The sequence below is a fragment of the Flavobacteriales bacterium genome (genome assembly GCA_020435415.1).
Taxonomy (GTDB): Bacteria; Bacteroidota; Bacteroidia; order JACJYZ01; family JACJYZ01; genus JACJYZ01.
The window spans coordinates 14,192-29,269 of the sequence record JAGQZQ010000036.1; the positions used below are offsets into that span (position 1 = coordinate 14,192).

Annotated in this window: 15 protein-coding genes and 1 tRNA gene; 8 read left to right on the top strand and 8 right to left on the bottom strand. The window is 48.1% G+C overall.

The window, feature by feature from the left end; all coding sequences use genetic code 11:
- Positions 1-82: 82 nt before the first annotated feature.
- From KDD36_07725 to KDD36_07740, 4 genes are all read left to right on the top strand, one after another.
- Positions 83-1,516, top strand: coding sequence for a peptidylprolyl isomerase (locus KDD36_07725; GenBank protein ID MCB0396526.1), 1,434 nt, complete (start codon positions 83-85; stop codon positions 1,514-1,516).
- Positions 1,517-1,547: 31 nt separating this feature from the next.
- The gene (locus KDD36_07730) at positions 1,548-2,516 is read left to right on the top strand and encodes a MoxR family ATPase (GenBank protein ID MCB0396527.1); all 969 of its coding nucleotides are present in this window, start codon (positions 1,548-1,550) and stop codon (positions 2,514-2,516) included.
- Between the two features lie 78 nt (positions 2,517-2,594).
- A tRNA-Leu gene (locus tag KDD36_07735) sits at positions 2,595-2,681 on the top strand.
- A gap of 403 nt (positions 2,682-3,084) precedes the next feature.
- Positions 3,085-3,342 (top strand): hypothetical protein, encoded by a 258-nt coding sequence (locus tag KDD36_07740; GenBank protein MCB0396528.1) that lies wholly within the window; start codon positions 3,085-3,087, stop codon positions 3,340-3,342.
- Between the two features lie 67 nt (positions 3,343-3,409).
- On the opposite strand, the gene KDD36_07745 is transcribed toward KDD36_07740, so the two are convergent.
- Entirely contained in the window at positions 3,410-6,067 is a 2,658-nt protein-coding gene (locus KDD36_07745; GenBank protein ID MCB0396529.1) for a T9SS type A sorting domain-containing protein, read from the bottom strand.
- 62 nt (positions 6,068-6,129) lie between these two features.
- Positions 6,130-6,621: a hypothetical protein gene (locus KDD36_07750; protein MCB0396530.1), complete on the bottom strand. Its 492-nt coding sequence runs from the start codon at positions 6,619-6,621 to the stop codon at positions 6,130-6,132.
- A gap of 107 nt (positions 6,622-6,728) precedes the next feature.
- Here KDD36_07750 and KDD36_07755 point away from each other — a divergent pair, with 107 nt between their 5' ends.
- Positions 6,729-7,091 carry a hypothetical protein gene (locus KDD36_07755; protein MCB0396531.1) on the top strand — a complete coding sequence of 121 codons (363 nt, stop codon included), beginning with the start codon at positions 6,729-6,731 and terminating at the stop codon, positions 7,089-7,091.
- A gap of 48 nt (positions 7,092-7,139) precedes the next feature.
- Positions 7,140-7,730 (top strand): hypothetical protein, encoded by a 591-nt coding sequence (locus KDD36_07760; GenBank protein ID MCB0396532.1) that lies wholly within the window; start codon positions 7,140-7,142, stop codon positions 7,728-7,730.
- A gap of 4 nt (positions 7,731-7,734) precedes the next feature.
- Here the strand turns inward: KDD36_07760 and KDD36_07765 are convergent, their stop codons facing one another.
- Positions 7,735-9,063: a hypothetical protein gene (locus KDD36_07765; protein MCB0396533.1), complete on the bottom strand. Its 1,329-nt coding sequence runs from the start codon at positions 9,061-9,063 to the stop codon at positions 7,735-7,737.
- Complete coding sequence (locus KDD36_07770; GenBank protein ID MCB0396534.1) at positions 9,060-9,566, bottom strand: hypothetical protein; 507 nt, start codon at positions 9,564-9,566, stop codon at positions 9,060-9,062. The genes KDD36_07765 and KDD36_07770 overlap by 4 nt, the downstream gene beginning before the upstream one ends.
- A 163-nt stretch (positions 9,567-9,729) precedes the next feature.
- Between KDD36_07770 and KDD36_07775 the strand changes: the two genes are divergently transcribed.
- On the top strand, positions 9,730-10,515 hold the full coding sequence (locus tag KDD36_07775; GenBank protein MCB0396535.1) for a PhzF family phenazine biosynthesis protein: 786 nt from the start codon (positions 9,730-9,732) through the stop codon (positions 10,513-10,515).
- Between the two features lie 20 nt (positions 10,516-10,535).
- Here KDD36_07775 and KDD36_07780 read toward each other — a convergent pair whose 3' ends face one another.
- Positions 10,536-12,434 carry a tetratricopeptide repeat protein gene (locus tag KDD36_07780; GenBank protein ID MCB0396536.1) on the bottom strand — a complete coding sequence of 633 codons (1,899 nt, stop codon included), beginning with the start codon at positions 12,432-12,434 and terminating at the stop codon, positions 10,536-10,538.
- Positions 12,435-12,513: 79 nt separating this feature from the next.
- Between KDD36_07780 and KDD36_07785 the strand changes: the two genes are divergently transcribed.
- A complete protein-coding gene (locus KDD36_07785; GenBank protein MCB0396537.1) occupies positions 12,514-13,119 on the top strand; it encodes a hypothetical protein in 606 nt (201 codons plus the stop codon).
- A 5-nt stretch (positions 13,120-13,124) separates the two neighbouring features.
- On the opposite strand, the gene KDD36_07790 is transcribed toward KDD36_07785, so the two are convergent.
- From KDD36_07790 to KDD36_07800, 3 genes are all read right to left on the bottom strand, one after another.
- The gene (locus KDD36_07790) at positions 13,125-13,661 is read right to left on the bottom strand and encodes a hypothetical protein (GenBank protein ID MCB0396538.1); all 537 of its coding nucleotides are present in this window, start codon (positions 13,659-13,661) and stop codon (positions 13,125-13,127) included.
- A 196-nt stretch (positions 13,662-13,857) separates the two neighbouring features.
- The gene (locus tag KDD36_07795) at positions 13,858-14,409 is read right to left on the bottom strand and encodes a hypothetical protein (protein ID MCB0396539.1); all 552 of its coding nucleotides are present in this window, start codon (positions 14,407-14,409) and stop codon (positions 13,858-13,860) included.
- A gap of 134 nt (positions 14,410-14,543) precedes the next feature.
- A complete protein-coding gene (locus KDD36_07800) occupies positions 14,544-14,930 on the bottom strand; it encodes a hypothetical protein (GenBank protein MCB0396540.1) in 387 nt (128 codons plus the stop codon).
- Positions 14,931-15,078 lie beyond the last annotated feature (148 nt).

Sequence of the window (15,078 nt, forward strand, 5' to 3'; positions counted from 1 at the left end):
TTATCACCCTATGAAGAATTTATCCATACCTTTTATCAGTCACGGTCGCTTCGCCAAATGGTTCGCCTTAACCCTTATGTCTTTGTCCATAACCTTTGCCCATGCACAGGATGAAGGTGTCGTGGTCAATCAGATTATTGCCACCGTTGGGAATGATATTATTCTGCAGTCCGAGTTGGAGGAGCAATACAAGCAACTGCTGGCACAAGGCATAGATCCCCCGGGGAATATTCGCTGCCAGATTCTGGAGGATATACTCTTTCAGAAGCTTCTTAAAAACCAGGCAAAAATTGACAGCGTAACCGTAAGTGCATCACAGGTAGAATCTGAGTTGGACAGGAGGGTGTCATACTTTGTACGCCAGATTGGCTCCGTGGAAAAGATGGAAGAATATTATGAGAAAAGTATCATCGAGATCAAAGATGAGTTTCGTGAACTGATCGAAGAACAGCTCCTGAGTCAGACGATGCGCGGGAAGATCATCAATGATATTAAGGTGAGTCCGTCGGAGGTTCGCCAGTTCTATAAGGAAATTCCCGAAGACAGTTTGCCATACATTAACATGGAGGTAGAGCTTTCTCACCTTGTGCTCTATCCCGAAATCAACGATGATCAAAAAAGGGAAGTAAAAGACAAACTGACTTCCTACCGCGACAGGGTGGTGGAGGGCACTACCTCTTTCGCTGCCCTTGCCAGGATATACTCTGAAGACCCTTCCTACAAACAAGGAGGAGAGTTAGGCTTTGTACAAAGAGGTGACCTGGTTCCCGAGTTCGAGGCCGTGGCATTTCAATTGACACCCATTGATGAGGTAAACCGGATGGTGGACAGTGCCAGTGCCGAGCTAACCAAATTGAAGAAGCTGGGAGGGGAAGATCTTGAAGCTCGACTGAACCGAATGAATAAATCCATCGACAGCCTGAAGCGCATGAGGTGTTCGCACATTGTTGAATCTCAGTTCGGTTTTCACCTGATCCAACTGATTGAAAGGAGAGGTGAGCAAATCAATGTGAGGCATATTCTGCTGCGACCTAAACTATCCGAAGACGATATTCAGAAATCTCAGGTAAAGTTGGATAGTATCCGTACGGTCATTAGAAACGGAGGAATGACTTTTGAAGAAGCCGTTTTAAAATTTTCGAATGACGAGGATTCAAAGCAATCCGGAGGTAAGATCGTTAATCCGAATACCGGTACCACCAGGTTTGAAATGGATCAGCTGGATCCCCTTTTGTCCTTTACAGTAAACCCAATGGATGTCGGGAATATCTCCGAACCCATCACTTCGCAAAGCATGGATGGGAAATCAGGTTATCGTATCGTTAAGCTCAGTTCGAGAACATCTCCGCATCAAATGAATCTGAAAGACGATTACAAGCGCGTTCAGGATATGGCGCAAGCGCAAAAAGAAACCAATGCCATCAGCGACTGGATTCAGAAGAAGCGCAACAATATGTATATTCACATTTCGGATGCGTTCAAAAGCTGTGTCTTTATGAACAACTGGGTCAATTGATCCGTTTGCCGAATGATAATTTAGATTACCCATGCAAGATCAAAACAATGTAGAGGCTGTCAAGGCCCTCCAGCAGAAATACCAGGCGCTTAACCAGGAGATCGGTAAGGTGATCATCGGTCAACAGGACATTGTGCGGGACGTCTTGATCTCCATTTTCAGCCGCGGACATGCCTTGCTCGTGGGGGTGCCCGGTCTTGCCAAAACATTATTGGTGAATACCATTTCACAAGCATTGGGATTAACTTACAAGCGTATCCAGTTTACGCCTGACCTGATGCCGTCTGATATTACCGGTACGGAAATTCTGGATGAGTCCCGTCAGTTTAAGTTTATCAAAGGTCCCCTGTTTGCAAATATCATCCTGGCGGATGAGATCAACAGAACCCCGCCCAAGACCCAGGCGGCATTGCTGGAAGCCATGCAGGAAAGAGCTGTGACTGCTGCAGGTAAGCGTTATGAACTTGCGCAACCCTTCTTTGTACTTGCGACGCAGAACCCCATTGAGCAGGAGGGAACTTATCCGCTTCCGGAAGCGCAGCTAGACCGTTTCATGTTCAGCTTGTGGCTTGATTACCCCACGCGTGATGAAGAGGTCAGCATCGTGAAGTCTACGACCTCGGACAAGAAGTCGGATGTAAAAGTGGTTCTGACCGGGGAAGAGATCATCGCCATTCAGGATCTCGTTCGTAAGATTCCGGTTACGGACAATGTGGTGGAGTATGCTGTTGGCTTGGTCTCCAAGACCCGTCCTGAAACGGATGGTGCACATGATTCCGCCAGAGCATACCTGTCATGGGGTGCCGGTCCCAGGGCATCTCAGAACCTGATCATCGGTGCCAAGTGCCATGCAGCGCTGAAAGGTAAGTTCGCACCGGATATTGAGGATGTCAATGCGGTGGCTATCCCTGTTCTTCGGCATAGAATCGTGAGAAACTATAAAGCTGAAGCTGAGGGAATGCGAGTGGAAGACATCATTTCCGGGTTGATGGATAAATAGCCCCGGAATCTCTGCTTTTTTCTTTTATCTTTGCTGTCCCTCAAAAAGATGTCGGGAATAATCCCGCAACTTTTCAATGCCCGGGTGGTGAAATTGGTAGACACGCCAGCTTGAGGGGCTGGTGGTTGCAAGACCGTGCTGGTTCGAGTCCAGTCCCGGGCACCACATAGAAGCAATAAACCCATGATTTCGGTCATGGGTTTTTTTATTGGAATCAGGACTGGACGAGAAGTTTATCGCCCAAAGCTCAGCGTCGGGTGAAGTCCAGTCCCGGGCACAAAAATCAGCGTGAGCGTGAAGAGTGAAAGCAATGACCTCCGCGCTGATTTTTACTTCCCTCTCGCACTCAAACTCACACAGGTATATTCAACAACATGTGCTTATTTAGCAAATGACCGTATACCCGCCAAAGCAGAACGCCAGGTGAAGTCATGTGCATCTGGCCCTTGTTTATCCTTGCTCTAATACCGAACGCTTCTTCTAGCCATTTCATTTGGTATCAGTAATCAATGTGAACTTTCTGTGAACATTGTTTAATTGCTGTTATTTGAATGAAATCATTCGATCAATGCTTCGTATTTGTCAATCGTGCTGCCTGCATTGTTGCATCACCGATAATGGAGTGGGTTTCCCAAAGTATACCAATGGCGACGGTCAAAGGACCAGAAGCTCGCTGGGAATGAACATAGTCAATGAACGGGCGAAAGCGTTCGGCAGAAAATACGGAAGTCAGATTAAGGTCGATGCGAGCGACGTGCTGACCGAATCAGGGGAGGTTGCCGGTGCGAAGGTGATTTTGCAGATTCCCCTGATCGATTCTGTGTAACGGTTATGTCATTCAGAATCTTGATGTCAAGGCCGGGTGTGATTTTAGCTTTTGCCCTGCCCATTAACTACTCCACCACAAACTTTACCGCCCTGCTGTTTTTACCTGTGGTCAGCTTTAGGAAATACAAGCCGGGAGATAATGGTGCCTGGATATTCTCCCGGTGCACCGGTCCGGCCATGTTCACTTCCCTTTGATAGACGGATCTTCCCGAGATATCAAGAATCTCCATCTCAAAATTTTGCTGTTTGTCCGTCCGGATCTCCAACTGGAAATTGCCCTGATTGGGAGAAGGCCATATCCGCGCAACCACATCTTCAAATGCATTGGGATGTTCAGAAGAAGTGGGATCGCCTAAAGGCAGGTCGGTTTTCCAGAATCCCCGCCCGAAAGTGGCGGCATACATTTTACGCTCTCCATAATGAATTTCCAGTTCACTGATGATCACGTTGGGCAATCCGTCGCTGACCATTTCCCAGGATGTCATGGTGTCGTTCAGGTGGTACACACCCACGTCCATACCGATGTAGATATCATTGTGCAAGGATTCCCGGTCTTCCTCGATGCAGTTTACCGGCAGGTTTGGCAGGTTCAGGGAGATGTTCGTCCATGAGCTTCCACCATCGGTTGTCCTGAATACTTTCACGCCATTTACATATCCGCCGAACACGGCCCATGCATTTTGTCCGACTGTGTCATCTACCGTGATGTAGGTGCAATACAATGAATCGGGAAGTCCGGCTGAAACGTCGGTCCAGCTGGAGCCACCATTGCTGGTCATTCTCACCTTGGTGGGTGCACCGGAGCTGTGATATATGCGGTTGGATACATACATGTAAGCCGGATCCTGTTCACATACCCCAAGTGCCGACGCAGGACTCGGTCCGCTAAATCCGGGCGCTGAAGGGAAGGAAGAGATCTTGGACCAGTTTGTGCCGGCATTGGTGGATTTCCACACATTCCCAAAGGCCGCATACAGGGTGTTAGGGTTATTGGCATCCATAATGTATGGTGTGGTCCACTCGCCGCTTTCACTGATGCTTCCTACAATGCTGCTGCTTGTTTGTCCGCCGTTGTAAGATCTCCGGATTGCACCACCCTGGGATGAGCCATATATGGTACCTGGGTTGTCCGGGTGGATGATGGCTTCCATACCATCACCTCCGAAAATATTATCCCATTGGTTGTTGTCGTAATAAAAGGTGGAGTTGTCCTGTGCACCGCCGATGATGTAGCCCGGATTGTTTTCGCTGAGTCCCAGGCGGTAGAACGACGTGATGATAAATCCTGAACTGATGTTGTTCCATACCGTAGGGAAATTCTGCGGACTCCAGGTACCTATTTTCAGATCGTCGGTCCATGAGATGCCGCCATCGGCGCAAAGGTAGGTGCGTCCGGATACCGGGTTGTGTTTTAACATGTGCAGATCCACATGAAAACTGGCGCCGACACCGTCCCACGTACTTCCGCCGTCGTCGGAGCCCCAGCAGTAGATAGCGCCGGTAAATACCTTGTTTTCGTCATCCGGGTCCACCATCAGAAGTTCGTCGTACCATCCTTGTCCACCGCTGCCACTGCTTCCCCATGTAAAGAGGTTGGGCGAGGTGGAGCGTTGTTGCCAGGTGTTGCCGCCATCGGTTGACCGGTAGCAGGCATAAAATGCACCATCGCCGTCACAGCAGGATGCGTAAACATAGTTGCTGTTGGAGGGCGCAACCGCCACCTCCGTTCTTTCCACGGCATTTGTGGCGGGAATACCGGTGTTTAAAAGTGTCCAGGTCTCCCCGAAGTCTGTAGACCTGTACACGCCAGCGCTTCCCTTATTCAGTTTACCCACAAAACCGGAGGCTGCGAATAAGATGTGTGGATTGTTCGGATCGCTTTCGATATCCCATATGAGCTGGTCGAGTTTTTGGGTCCAGGTGGCGCCGCCGTCACGGGACATCATCACGCCATATGTTCCTGCAGCCAGTACTTTCTGTGATGAGTCGGGGTCGACAAATACCCTACGGGTCAGGGAACCATCCAGCTCCTGCACATTGAAGGTTAGTCCTGTAGGCTGCCAGGAGCTTCCGCCGTCTGTTGTTTTGTATACGCCGATGCCGTAGTGGGTATGTCGTTTGCGGTTATCAGTATTCAGTGCTACACCCAGGTAGCCATAATCACCTACAGAAATGTACATGGTGTTGACGTCATTCGGGTCCAGGGCGATATCGGAAATCCTCAGGATCGGCAGGTCATCGGTCAGGGGTGTCCATGACTGGCCGTTGTTCGTGGTTTTCCATACGCCACCTTGCGCAACGCCAATCCATAGTGTATTGGGGTCAGTGGGGTGGAAGGTAACACAGTTGATACGGCCCATGCCCGTTCCCGGGAACTGATCCGGACCCACCGGCATCCAGTTGGGCTTGGCCAGATTTTTTCGTGAGGCCTGCAATGCACTCTTCCATGCGGCAGCCTTCGAAGCTTCCTCCAGGGCCAGGCCTTCATCCGCAAAACTCCCGTCAGGATTGGCCCTTACCTCCTGTTCATAAAGCCACCTGCGGTACCACTTCCATCCTTTTTCTTTCGAAAGGTCCTTGCCCTGTTTCCATTCTTCAAAGGCTTGCTGATGCCGGCCAACATTGGGCATGTTTTTGTTGTATTCCGCTCCGGGAATGAAGTCCTGACTACGTGCAAAAAAAGCAGTACAGACCACCAACAGGGTCGTGCAGATAGATTTCATGAAGTGAGATTTAAGGGGAGATGCAGCTAATATATTCAAGCTGTCTCACTTTTCCAAGCGACTTACTCCTGCAATGGTTTCCAGTCGCCACTCTGTGAAAGCACGTCAAGGTATTTCTCGATGTCCGTAAGGGTGTGCGGCATCATCATCTTGAACCTTATTTTCTTGGTTCCTTTTGTTCCCTCTGCCGTCAGGATGCGGGCCTGGGTGTCCTCTGCATCGAAATGATAACTGTCTTGCATGGACCAGAGATCAGCCCGGTCCACTTTTGACCAAAGTGAATCTGCTTCCTCATCTTCCAATATCCTGGTGAACCGGCCAATGTAGGGCAGTCCTTTTTTTCCGGTAAGTTCAGCTACATTGGGATAGCGGATGGAAATGGTATATTCTGCACATTCATATCCGCAGCCTTCTTTGACAAGTGTAATGGAGGTTATCCCTCCGCTGCTGGCAGGGCAGCATCCCGAATGGTTAAGTGCCTTGCGACCCGGATGGCACGCACTCAGCAGCCACAACAGGAGCATTGGTAAGAAGCGAAGGATAGAAGGAACCATGATTAAATGTATGCATTTTTATGGATGTATTTGCGTTGATACAATGCAGGGGAGGAAGGGAAGCATGTCGTATGAAAATGCTAAATTAGGCCTTAAAGTTTTTGATCATGACCATGGAAAAATCGGTTCTTGTGTTTCTGTTGGGCATCTGTGTGGTGTTGATGCTGAGTGTGCTCGTGGTCGTTCTGTTCAGAAATTATATACGGAATGTGATCATGGACCTTAATGGCGACCATGAACGCCAGGCCCGCTTTTGGGTAGCCTACAGCACCATCCTGATGATCCTTGTTCCATTGATCATCGCCCTCATATTTGTGCCTTCACAGGAAGCAGCTTTATCACCTTTCTATCATATTGTAAAGCAGGTAAAGTGGTCCCTTATCGGTCTGGTCATGACCATATTCGTGCTGGGTGTATCTATTCATCAGCTCGTACCTCGCGCTACGACTGAGAAAGACAAGAATGAATGACACTTGTTTCTTCGCAAATCTTCGTCTAACTTTGAAAAAAATAGTGATATGAGAAAGATTCTTCTGATTTGTGGTTTGATGGCAGTTATGGCGATGGAATCCTTCGCCCAGCCAGGTGTCGGTATCGGTTTCCGTTTGGGTGATCTCAACGGTATCAGTGTGAAATCGAACTTCGGAGATAATGCAGTGGAAGTTAGCGTGGGTCGCCTTCTGCGTTTCAGCAACCACAGTTATGAGACCTGGTTCTATAATAAGAAAATATATACCGAAGGTTACTATGCTTACCGGTACGCCAAGATCGGTATACCATTGAGTCTCCAGGCCCACTATCTGAAACACCGTACCATTGATTTTGCGGATCCATTGAGATGGTACTACGGAATTGGAGGCCAGGTCAGGATGTATCCTGTAGAGTATACCTATTGGTATTACCCGGACCCCAATCTGGCTTACAAGGAAGCAGGTGTAGCCAAACGCAAGAGCTGGGAAGCCGGAGTAGACTGGGTATTGGGTCTTGAATACAACTTCCCGGAAGTACCCATCGGATTGTATATGGATGCGCAACTATACATGGAAGTTTATGACAGCCCGTTCTTTTCCTGGGGACTGTTCGGTATAGGTGCCCGTTACAACTTCTGATTTTTTAACCCCATTGCTTCAGGCGTTTGGAAAGCCCGGCAAACAGCTGGCTTTCCGCCAGGTAAAATGCGACCAGCGGAAATAGTTTGAATAAACCCCGCTTTACCGTGTTTTCAATGGTAGCCGCCGGGATCATTGCCACAATGATCATGTAGCCGATCAGCAGTATCGGTATCCAGAGCAGCCCGTTCCATGCTGCGGTCCTGGGGTGCATGATCCATTCCAGTGCAATCAGCAATAGAAATACATGGGGTGCATATGCAAAGTGTATGGGGTTGAAAACCACCTGACTTATCAGGCTAATTCCTGCATCGACAATATTTCCGGTTGATCCCAGAGGCATTTCCGGTTGCACGGGAAGATATCCGTAAACAAACAAGACATTCCAAAGCAAAAAGGAAATGACCGATGGAAGCCATATCCATCCGATTCCTTTTAACCGGTGTTCAGTTTTTGTTATCCAGGGAAATGTCAGGATGCCTGCCGTAACAAAAAAAAGTGTTTCGGCCCTTGCCCAACAGGCCATTGCGAGCATGATTCCGGCCAATATATAGCCGCTTCCATTTTGAGTTTTTTGAGCATCATACCATAGGATGGCACCTATGCAAAAGAATATGGCGTTAGGCCAGTCGGTCAGCATCAGGTAAAAGTAAGGGTGCATGCCGGGCATACACATGAGGAAGATAATCAGCGCACCAGCCAATACCGGGTGGCAGCTTAGCCTTAACCTGGCATACAGATACGCAAAGAAAGCAACGGTCATCAACCCTACCCATAATTTTCCGAAAGCAAGCCCGGTCATCAGGTAAATGATTTGCATCAGGGTGGTGAAGGGCGCATAGAATGGTTGGTTCGACAATTGCCCGTTGAGATGCGGAGAAGTGAACACACCGGAGACCAGGGTATGGTCTTTCACAGCCCATTTTGCCACCAGGTCCATACCAACAATGGCGTCCCTGGTGGTCACAGGGTAGTAATAGCTTCTCCATAATGCCATGACCAATATCAGACCGAAAGAAAGGATCACCACCAGTTCATACCCCGTTATAACCAATGGTCGGTTGATCCAGGATTCCGGAAGCAGTCCCTTTTTTCTAAATGCAATATTTACGCCAGCAGTGGCCAGGATAAGAAAGGCCATCCAGTAAACCGGGGTAATCGGCACATTGGTGCATGCCATGATGAACAACACGAATGTTGATGCACCAAAACCGGTCAGGACTGCCAGGGAGATACCTTGGATTCTGCTTTTGGGTAGACCGGCCAATCGCAGTATTCCGGTACCCAACAGGAATTGTAGGACAAAGGTGATGATCAGGAGAACCAGGGTCATGAGCCGGAAGGGATTGGTTGAGGATGTTGAAAGTCTTCCAATAAGACATCCATATGCTCTGCTATGATCTTCACCACATGAGGTTCATTCTTGTCATCAAACAGGATCGTATGTGTCGCCAGGGAACGGTCCGGGTGATCCCATGCATATGTTGGCATCTTACCCACATAGTAAAACCAGACCTTGGGTTCCGCCCAGAGCGGTGATATACCGAAGTGATTAAAATACGAAGCAGGTGGTAACAGCAATTTTACATCCGGATTCTTTGAAGGAATGGTTTGAAAGTAACGGGCCATTAAATAAATCTGTCCGGTACGATAGAGTTCACGATACCCCACATCCTGCCGCCCGACTTCCTTATCAAACATGTTTTGATATTGGATCGTGATACCCCGAAACCAGTTGTGATAGCCGGGCGCGAGATACAACATCCACAGAAAGATAATGTATATGGCGATAAGCCTGATGGATTTGCCTGGGTTTGTGATGCGGACAATCGCCATGTTGGAGTGGGTTCTGTGTAAATCAAGTCAACCGATGGTGTCATTGCCCATGGATGATCCGCCGATAAAGCTAATTGAATCTGCCTAATATTTCAACTGTCATGGTTTCGCGTTTGGAAAGATAACGCAGTGATGTGTACATTCGAAATATCAAAAAGACATTATGGATAAGTTAGCAATATATCAGGTAGATGCTTTTGCATCGGAGTTGTTTCGCGGAAATCCGGCGGCGGTTTGTCCGCTGCAGCAATGGTTGAGTGACGATATCATGCAAGCCATAGCTGCGGAGAACAACCTTTCTGAAACGGTTTTCTTTGTCCCGGAGGGGGAAGAATTTCATATCAGATGGTTTACACCGGAACGGGAGGTGAACCTATGTGGTCATGCGACACTGGCGGCATCCCACGTGTTGTACGAACACCTGGGATATGAAAGGGCCTCCATTAAATTTCACTCCAGAAGCGGTCCCCTTTCCGTAAGCAGGGCGGGAGATATGTATCAACTGAATTTCCCGGCGCGTCCCTCGGAAAGACTTGCTTCTGTTGATGAGGTTCAGAAAATTCTGGGCGTAAAGGTGCAGGAGATATGGAAGGCTGAAGACATGATGGTGGTGCTGGAGGATGAAAATGCCGTTCGTGACTTCCAACCTGATCATGAGAAGTTGAAAAAGATCGATGCGCGTGGAGTGATCGTTACTGCACCGGGCCGGAATTCGGATATGGTTTCAAGGTTCTTTGCGCCGGCAGTCGGTGTACCGGAAGATCCGGTGACCGGGTCCGCCCATTGCATTCTGGTGCCTTATTGGGCTGAACGCCTGGGCAAATCTTCGCTGCATGCCTTTCAATTATCCAGGCGGGGTGGTGAATTGTTTTGTGAATTGCACGGTGACCGGGTGCATATTTCCGGAAAGGCTGTGACTTACCTGGAAGGTTATATCACCCTGGGGTAGATGGTCTGATGAAAGGGGGGCTATTTGCAGTACTCTCTGAAAAGTTCGTCAGCTTCTTTTTCATGATATACCACCGACGCATAGTAGAAATCGTTACATGCACCTTGCAGGTCGCCGGAGATCAGGGCAGCCTTTCCCCGGCCGATCAAGGCTGCACTGTTTTTCGGATCAATGTCAAGGATCGCATTGAAATCGATCAGGGCGGACTGTGACATGTTGGGGTAGTTAAAGAACAGATTGGCGCGGGTATATAATGCTTTAAGATTTTTTGGTTCCAGGGTTAATGCCATGTTAAGATCTGAAAGAGCCTGTTCGGCATTGCCCGTTTGCAGGTAAGTGTTTGCACGGTTGATATAGACGGAGGCAAGGTAAGGGTCCAGTACAATGGCCCTGTTAAAATATTCGACAGCAGTGTTCAGGTTGATGGTGTTTGCTGCACAAATGGCAAGTGCGTTATACATCTCCGCACTTTCATAACCCAGCTCAATTGCTTTACTCAATGCCTCCATCGCTTCGTTTGGAAGCTCATAACGGACCAGCATGATGCCCTTCCACGCATCATATTCACCGTTCCCCGGATCGGCGGCGATCAGCGTATCCAGTATCTCACCAGCCTGTTTATAATACTGCTGGTTAATCAGTGTACGTACATATTCAAGCTTTATTCCGGGCCAGGCATCGGCATTTCCGGCGGCTTCCGATAATACCTTGTGCGCTTCGGAGAAATTCTTTTCCCGGTTGGCTTGTACTCCAAGATGGTATAGGACGGCCGTTTCGGTGTTTTCACCTTTTGCAACAGATGACCAGTAGCTTGTTTCGTTCTGGTATTCATTCATTTGAAGGAATGTTCCCCAGACGAGTAGAAGAGAAAAGCCGGATACGGGTGCCACAAGATCGATGGGTTTGCGAAACATCGGTAATGCACTAATGGCACCGGCACAGAAAAATGCGGTGATCAAATGGGAAGGAAAGGCATGATCCCATGACAATTGGGCTGTGAAGCACGCATCCGCCAATAACAACAACAGCAGACTTCCGGCAATGGTCAGGGCCATTGGCTTATGAGTTGAGCGGGACCGCAAGGCTAGTCCGGCAAAAATGATGCAGCCGGATAAAGCCATTAAGTAAGGCCATGTGTATGTGAGCTGTGCCATCGTGAATGGATGGAAGGCCCATGTTATCTTATTCGGAAAGATAATGATGGCCACATGTCGTGCTACTCCTGTTAGAATGCCGGCAAAGGATGGAAGCGGAGCAATCGGTGTGTTCAATATGTACATATCGGCCTTTACCCATGGGAGCAGTGTGAATGAAAAGACAAGTATGGGCCAGATGACCGCGGAAAGAGGAAATGGTTTGCCTTTGACTTTGTTCATCAACCAACCGGTAACCGGCAGCGCAACGGCCAGTGGATGGGTGAGCAGGGCCAGCATCCAGAAACCGGCACCGGTCATGACCGTGACCCTATCCCGACCGGTCCTTTGCAAATAAGACAGAGAGAAGATCATAAACAAGGCCTGCCCGATTGCAGTTGCCGGAGCCATCCACCAGGATATGGCTGAGAATAACAACGTGGCACAAGCGGCTTTCAGTTTTCCGATATCCCGTTCCAACCACCGGTACAAGATCATGGCACATAAAATCAGCAAAACGTGCAGCACACACCGGAATATAAGTACGGATCCGTTACCCAGCCGGTACAACAGCATCATGAATCCGGCACTCAACGGTTGGTATACACCCATGAATGTATGGTTGTTGAAATAAGACCAGTGAAGCCCCCGAATGGCAGGATGCATGAGAATCCCGTCATCTCCCGTTGTGGCAAGCCATGGCATAAACCAAGCCGGCAATTGTACGATGACCATGACCAGCACCGCAACCCATGCCAATGAAAAGTTTTTCCGTTTGAGATTCACCCCTCTAATGTAAGACTTTCACTGAGGTCAGGGGCAAGCGGCTGAACGAGTATGGCAAAAAATTTGTATCATCGTAATAATGACAACGAAACGGATCATTATTCTCCTGGTTACCGTAATGGTGTTTTTTTCCACCGGATTGACCATACCCCATCGAACCGCCGACCCATACCAATATTATATTGGTTTCTCGCTGAAGCCTTCAACCAATGGTGGACTGGTTACATTCTTTCAGCTGAAGTATTTCGGGGAAGAGTTAAAAAGCACGCAGCAGATCACTCAAGAGAGTTTTATTATGCAGGCCATGGGATTGGAAGCATCCCAGGCAAACCCTGATCAGGTAGACTGGATGGAGGTGTACCAGGTTAAATACTGTAAGCTGGTATACACGGATTCGGTATTAAACAAAAAGGATTTCCAATGTCCGATCATCACGGAATTGTGGAAGCTGCGATACCAGGAGTATCCTTATTTTATGGAGAACGGGGATGATATTCAACCCGGTTGGGGAAAGGAATTTGGGAACGGAAAGCAACGCCCTTCTGACAAGCAGATACAGATTCTGAGAAAATACGGGATCAAGAACTGGTTTGATATCATCAAAGGTGAAGGTGCTTACCGGTTGTTACATGATCTGTGCGATCCCCAATGGGTGTCAAATTACCAGGCTGCGAGGGACGGATAAGAGATTCACGGAGAAACGGAGTGTGTGTATTCTTCAGACTCCTGCACCAATTCCTGTCCTTTCACATTCACTTCCGTTTCACTATAGTTGATGAGAATGTTGTCGTTATAGAGGCAGGCCTGCAGTTGACCCTCCTTCAGGTAGTAAAGGAATCGTTTTCTCCGGAGTAAGGTGCCGTTCTCCATGAGGGGTTTGTCGTAAACGTTCAGTTCTTTGGTAACCAGATACAATGTCCCGTTGAGGAAATAGTACTCAGAGATCAGCACTTCCATGTCCCCTTCGCTTTGCACGGTAAGTTTCAATAACTCATTCTCATCGTAAACCGCATCGACCAGCGAAGTAGTGAGATTGTGAAAGGACTTGAGTTCCGGTTCGATCTCTTTCTTGAAAAGAACGGCTTTCTTAATATCATAACGGTTAATGCTGGCATCCACTTTCAAGGCCAGGGCTTTCGCTTTCTGGATCTCTGTGCTGTCAGGAAGTGAAGCATAGGCGCCTGAGAGCGCGAATAGAAAAAACGTATGGATGGCAAGTTTTTTCATAACCCAAACCGCTATACTGTTATTAATGTACAATAATCAAGGCTCACATCCAAATCAGGAATAGACCTGTTTTACATTGCAATTCAATTCGAAATAGAAAGTTTGGAAAAATAGCGATGCGCTAATCCCATGTAATCAATGACCGCCTTAGTATACGTTGGATAGTTGAATTTGGATACAAAAAGATTAACACGGATTATAAATCCGGCCTAAGGATAGCCTCCGGGATTTCTACATGGTAGTAATTATAGCAATCCTTAATGAGTTTTTCCAGGTGAAAAGTATTCAGTGCAAAGTCGAAATCCACGGATAAATACAGGGTGTCGGATGGTCCGGAGCTCAGGTTTACATATATGGTGGTGGGTGCTGATATGCCGTTGATCTCAAGGTTGCCGCTCATCAGGTAGCTTCCGGATTGAAAGGAAATTGGCGCATCCGTCTTGCGTACAGGCTGGCCACGGAAAATAAATTGTGGCAGGGGAAGGGAAGTGAATGGTCCGGAAGAAGTGTCTCCGGAAGTATAATGTACAGAACGAAGGTCTACCTGAAGTGTCAACTCACCTGTGACCCTGTCCATGCTTGCCTTCAAATGATCACTTGCCGCATTGGTGATGTGATTATCGCATATGCCCATAAAGCCGATCTCCGTGCTGTGGGTATGTGGTTGATCATTGGCGTCCTGGTATACCTGTGAGCGGCCGGATAGCCACACGAACATCAGGAAAACAAAAGGTAGTGATCTGTGCATATGATGTATTATGGAACCAAGTTAACGTATATTGAAAACATCAGAACTGAGAACAGTCAAAAGGCATACTGACTTTTGTCAATAAAAAAGCCGCACCCTTCAGGGGTACGGCTTTTTATTAGTTTTCAGGAAGATTAACCTTCCGCGCCTGCATCTGACGGAGCGGCCTCTGCACCGCCAGCTGGTGTAGCATCGCCTTCGGCGGGAGTTGCTTCACCTGATGCCAGTTCAAGTTGCATACCACATGCAGGGCAGGTTCCCGCTTCTGCATAGGTCTTATTGCCTTCACATTTGTGAGGGCAGATGTATACGCCGGCCGCATCATCATAGTTTGCGTTGTCATGATCATGGCCTTCTCCATCATGGTGATGTCCGGCTTCGCCGTCCATATGGGTTTCAGTGGGTTCCTCGGAATTCTGAGCATCACCTTGGTTCTCACTTCCGCCACCGCAGGCTGCCAGGAAAAGCATACCGGAAAGGAAAAGACCGGAAATGCATACTGTTAAATAGGTGCGTTTCATGGGGTACTGTTTTTTTAAATGATTAAAAACGAATGTAAACATTTACACCATGAACAGCAAACAGCGGCTATTTATCCCAAACTATGCAATAGAAAATTTTCTATTGCATAGCGATTAAGAAAATCAACCTTTTCGGCCCGTACTTCGT

Bases quoted from the DNA above. Each gene is read 5' to 3' on its own strand.
- KDD36_07800 (MCB0396540.1), bottom strand. From the start codon at position 14,930: ATGAAACGCACCTATTTAACAGTATGCATTTCCGGTCTTTTCCTTTCC.
- KDD36_07740 (MCB0396528.1), top strand. From the start codon at position 3,085: ATGCTTCGTATTTGTCAATCGTGCTGCCTGCATTGTTGCATCACCGAT.
- KDD36_07775 (MCB0396535.1), top strand. From the start codon at position 9,730: ATGGATAAGTTAGCAATATATCAGGTAGATGCTTTTGCATCGGAGTTG.
- KDD36_07755 (MCB0396531.1), top strand. From the start codon at position 6,729: ATGACCATGGAAAAATCGGTTCTTGTGTTTCTGTTGGGCATCTGTGTG.
- KDD36_07790 (MCB0396538.1), bottom strand. From the start codon at position 13,661: ATGAAAAAACTTGCCATCCATACGTTTTTTCTATTCGCGCTCTCAGGC.
- KDD36_07785 (MCB0396537.1), top strand. From the start codon at position 12,514: ATGACAACGAAACGGATCATTATTCTCCTGGTTACCGTAATGGTGTTT.
- KDD36_07745 (MCB0396529.1), bottom strand. From the start codon at position 6,067: ATGAAATCTATCTGCACGACCCTGTTGGTGGTCTGTACTGCTTTTTTT.
- KDD36_07765 (MCB0396533.1), bottom strand. From the start codon at position 9,063: ATGACCCTGGTTCTCCTGATCATCACCTTTGTCCTACAATTCCTGTTG.
- KDD36_07770 (MCB0396534.1), bottom strand. From the start codon at position 9,566: ATGGCGATTGTCCGCATCACAAACCCAGGCAAATCCATCAGGCTTATC.
- KDD36_07730 (MCB0396527.1), top strand. From the start codon at position 1,548: ATGCAAGATCAAAACAATGTAGAGGCTGTCAAGGCCCTCCAGCAGAAA.
- KDD36_07760 (MCB0396532.1), top strand. From the start codon at position 7,140: ATGAGAAAGATTCTTCTGATTTGTGGTTTGATGGCAGTTATGGCGATG.
- KDD36_07750 (MCB0396530.1), bottom strand. From the start codon at position 6,621: ATGGTTCCTTCTATCCTTCGCTTCTTACCAATGCTCCTGTTGTGGCTG.
- KDD36_07795 (MCB0396539.1), bottom strand. From the start codon at position 14,409: ATGCACAGATCACTACCTTTTGTTTTCCTGATGTTCGTGTGGCTATCC.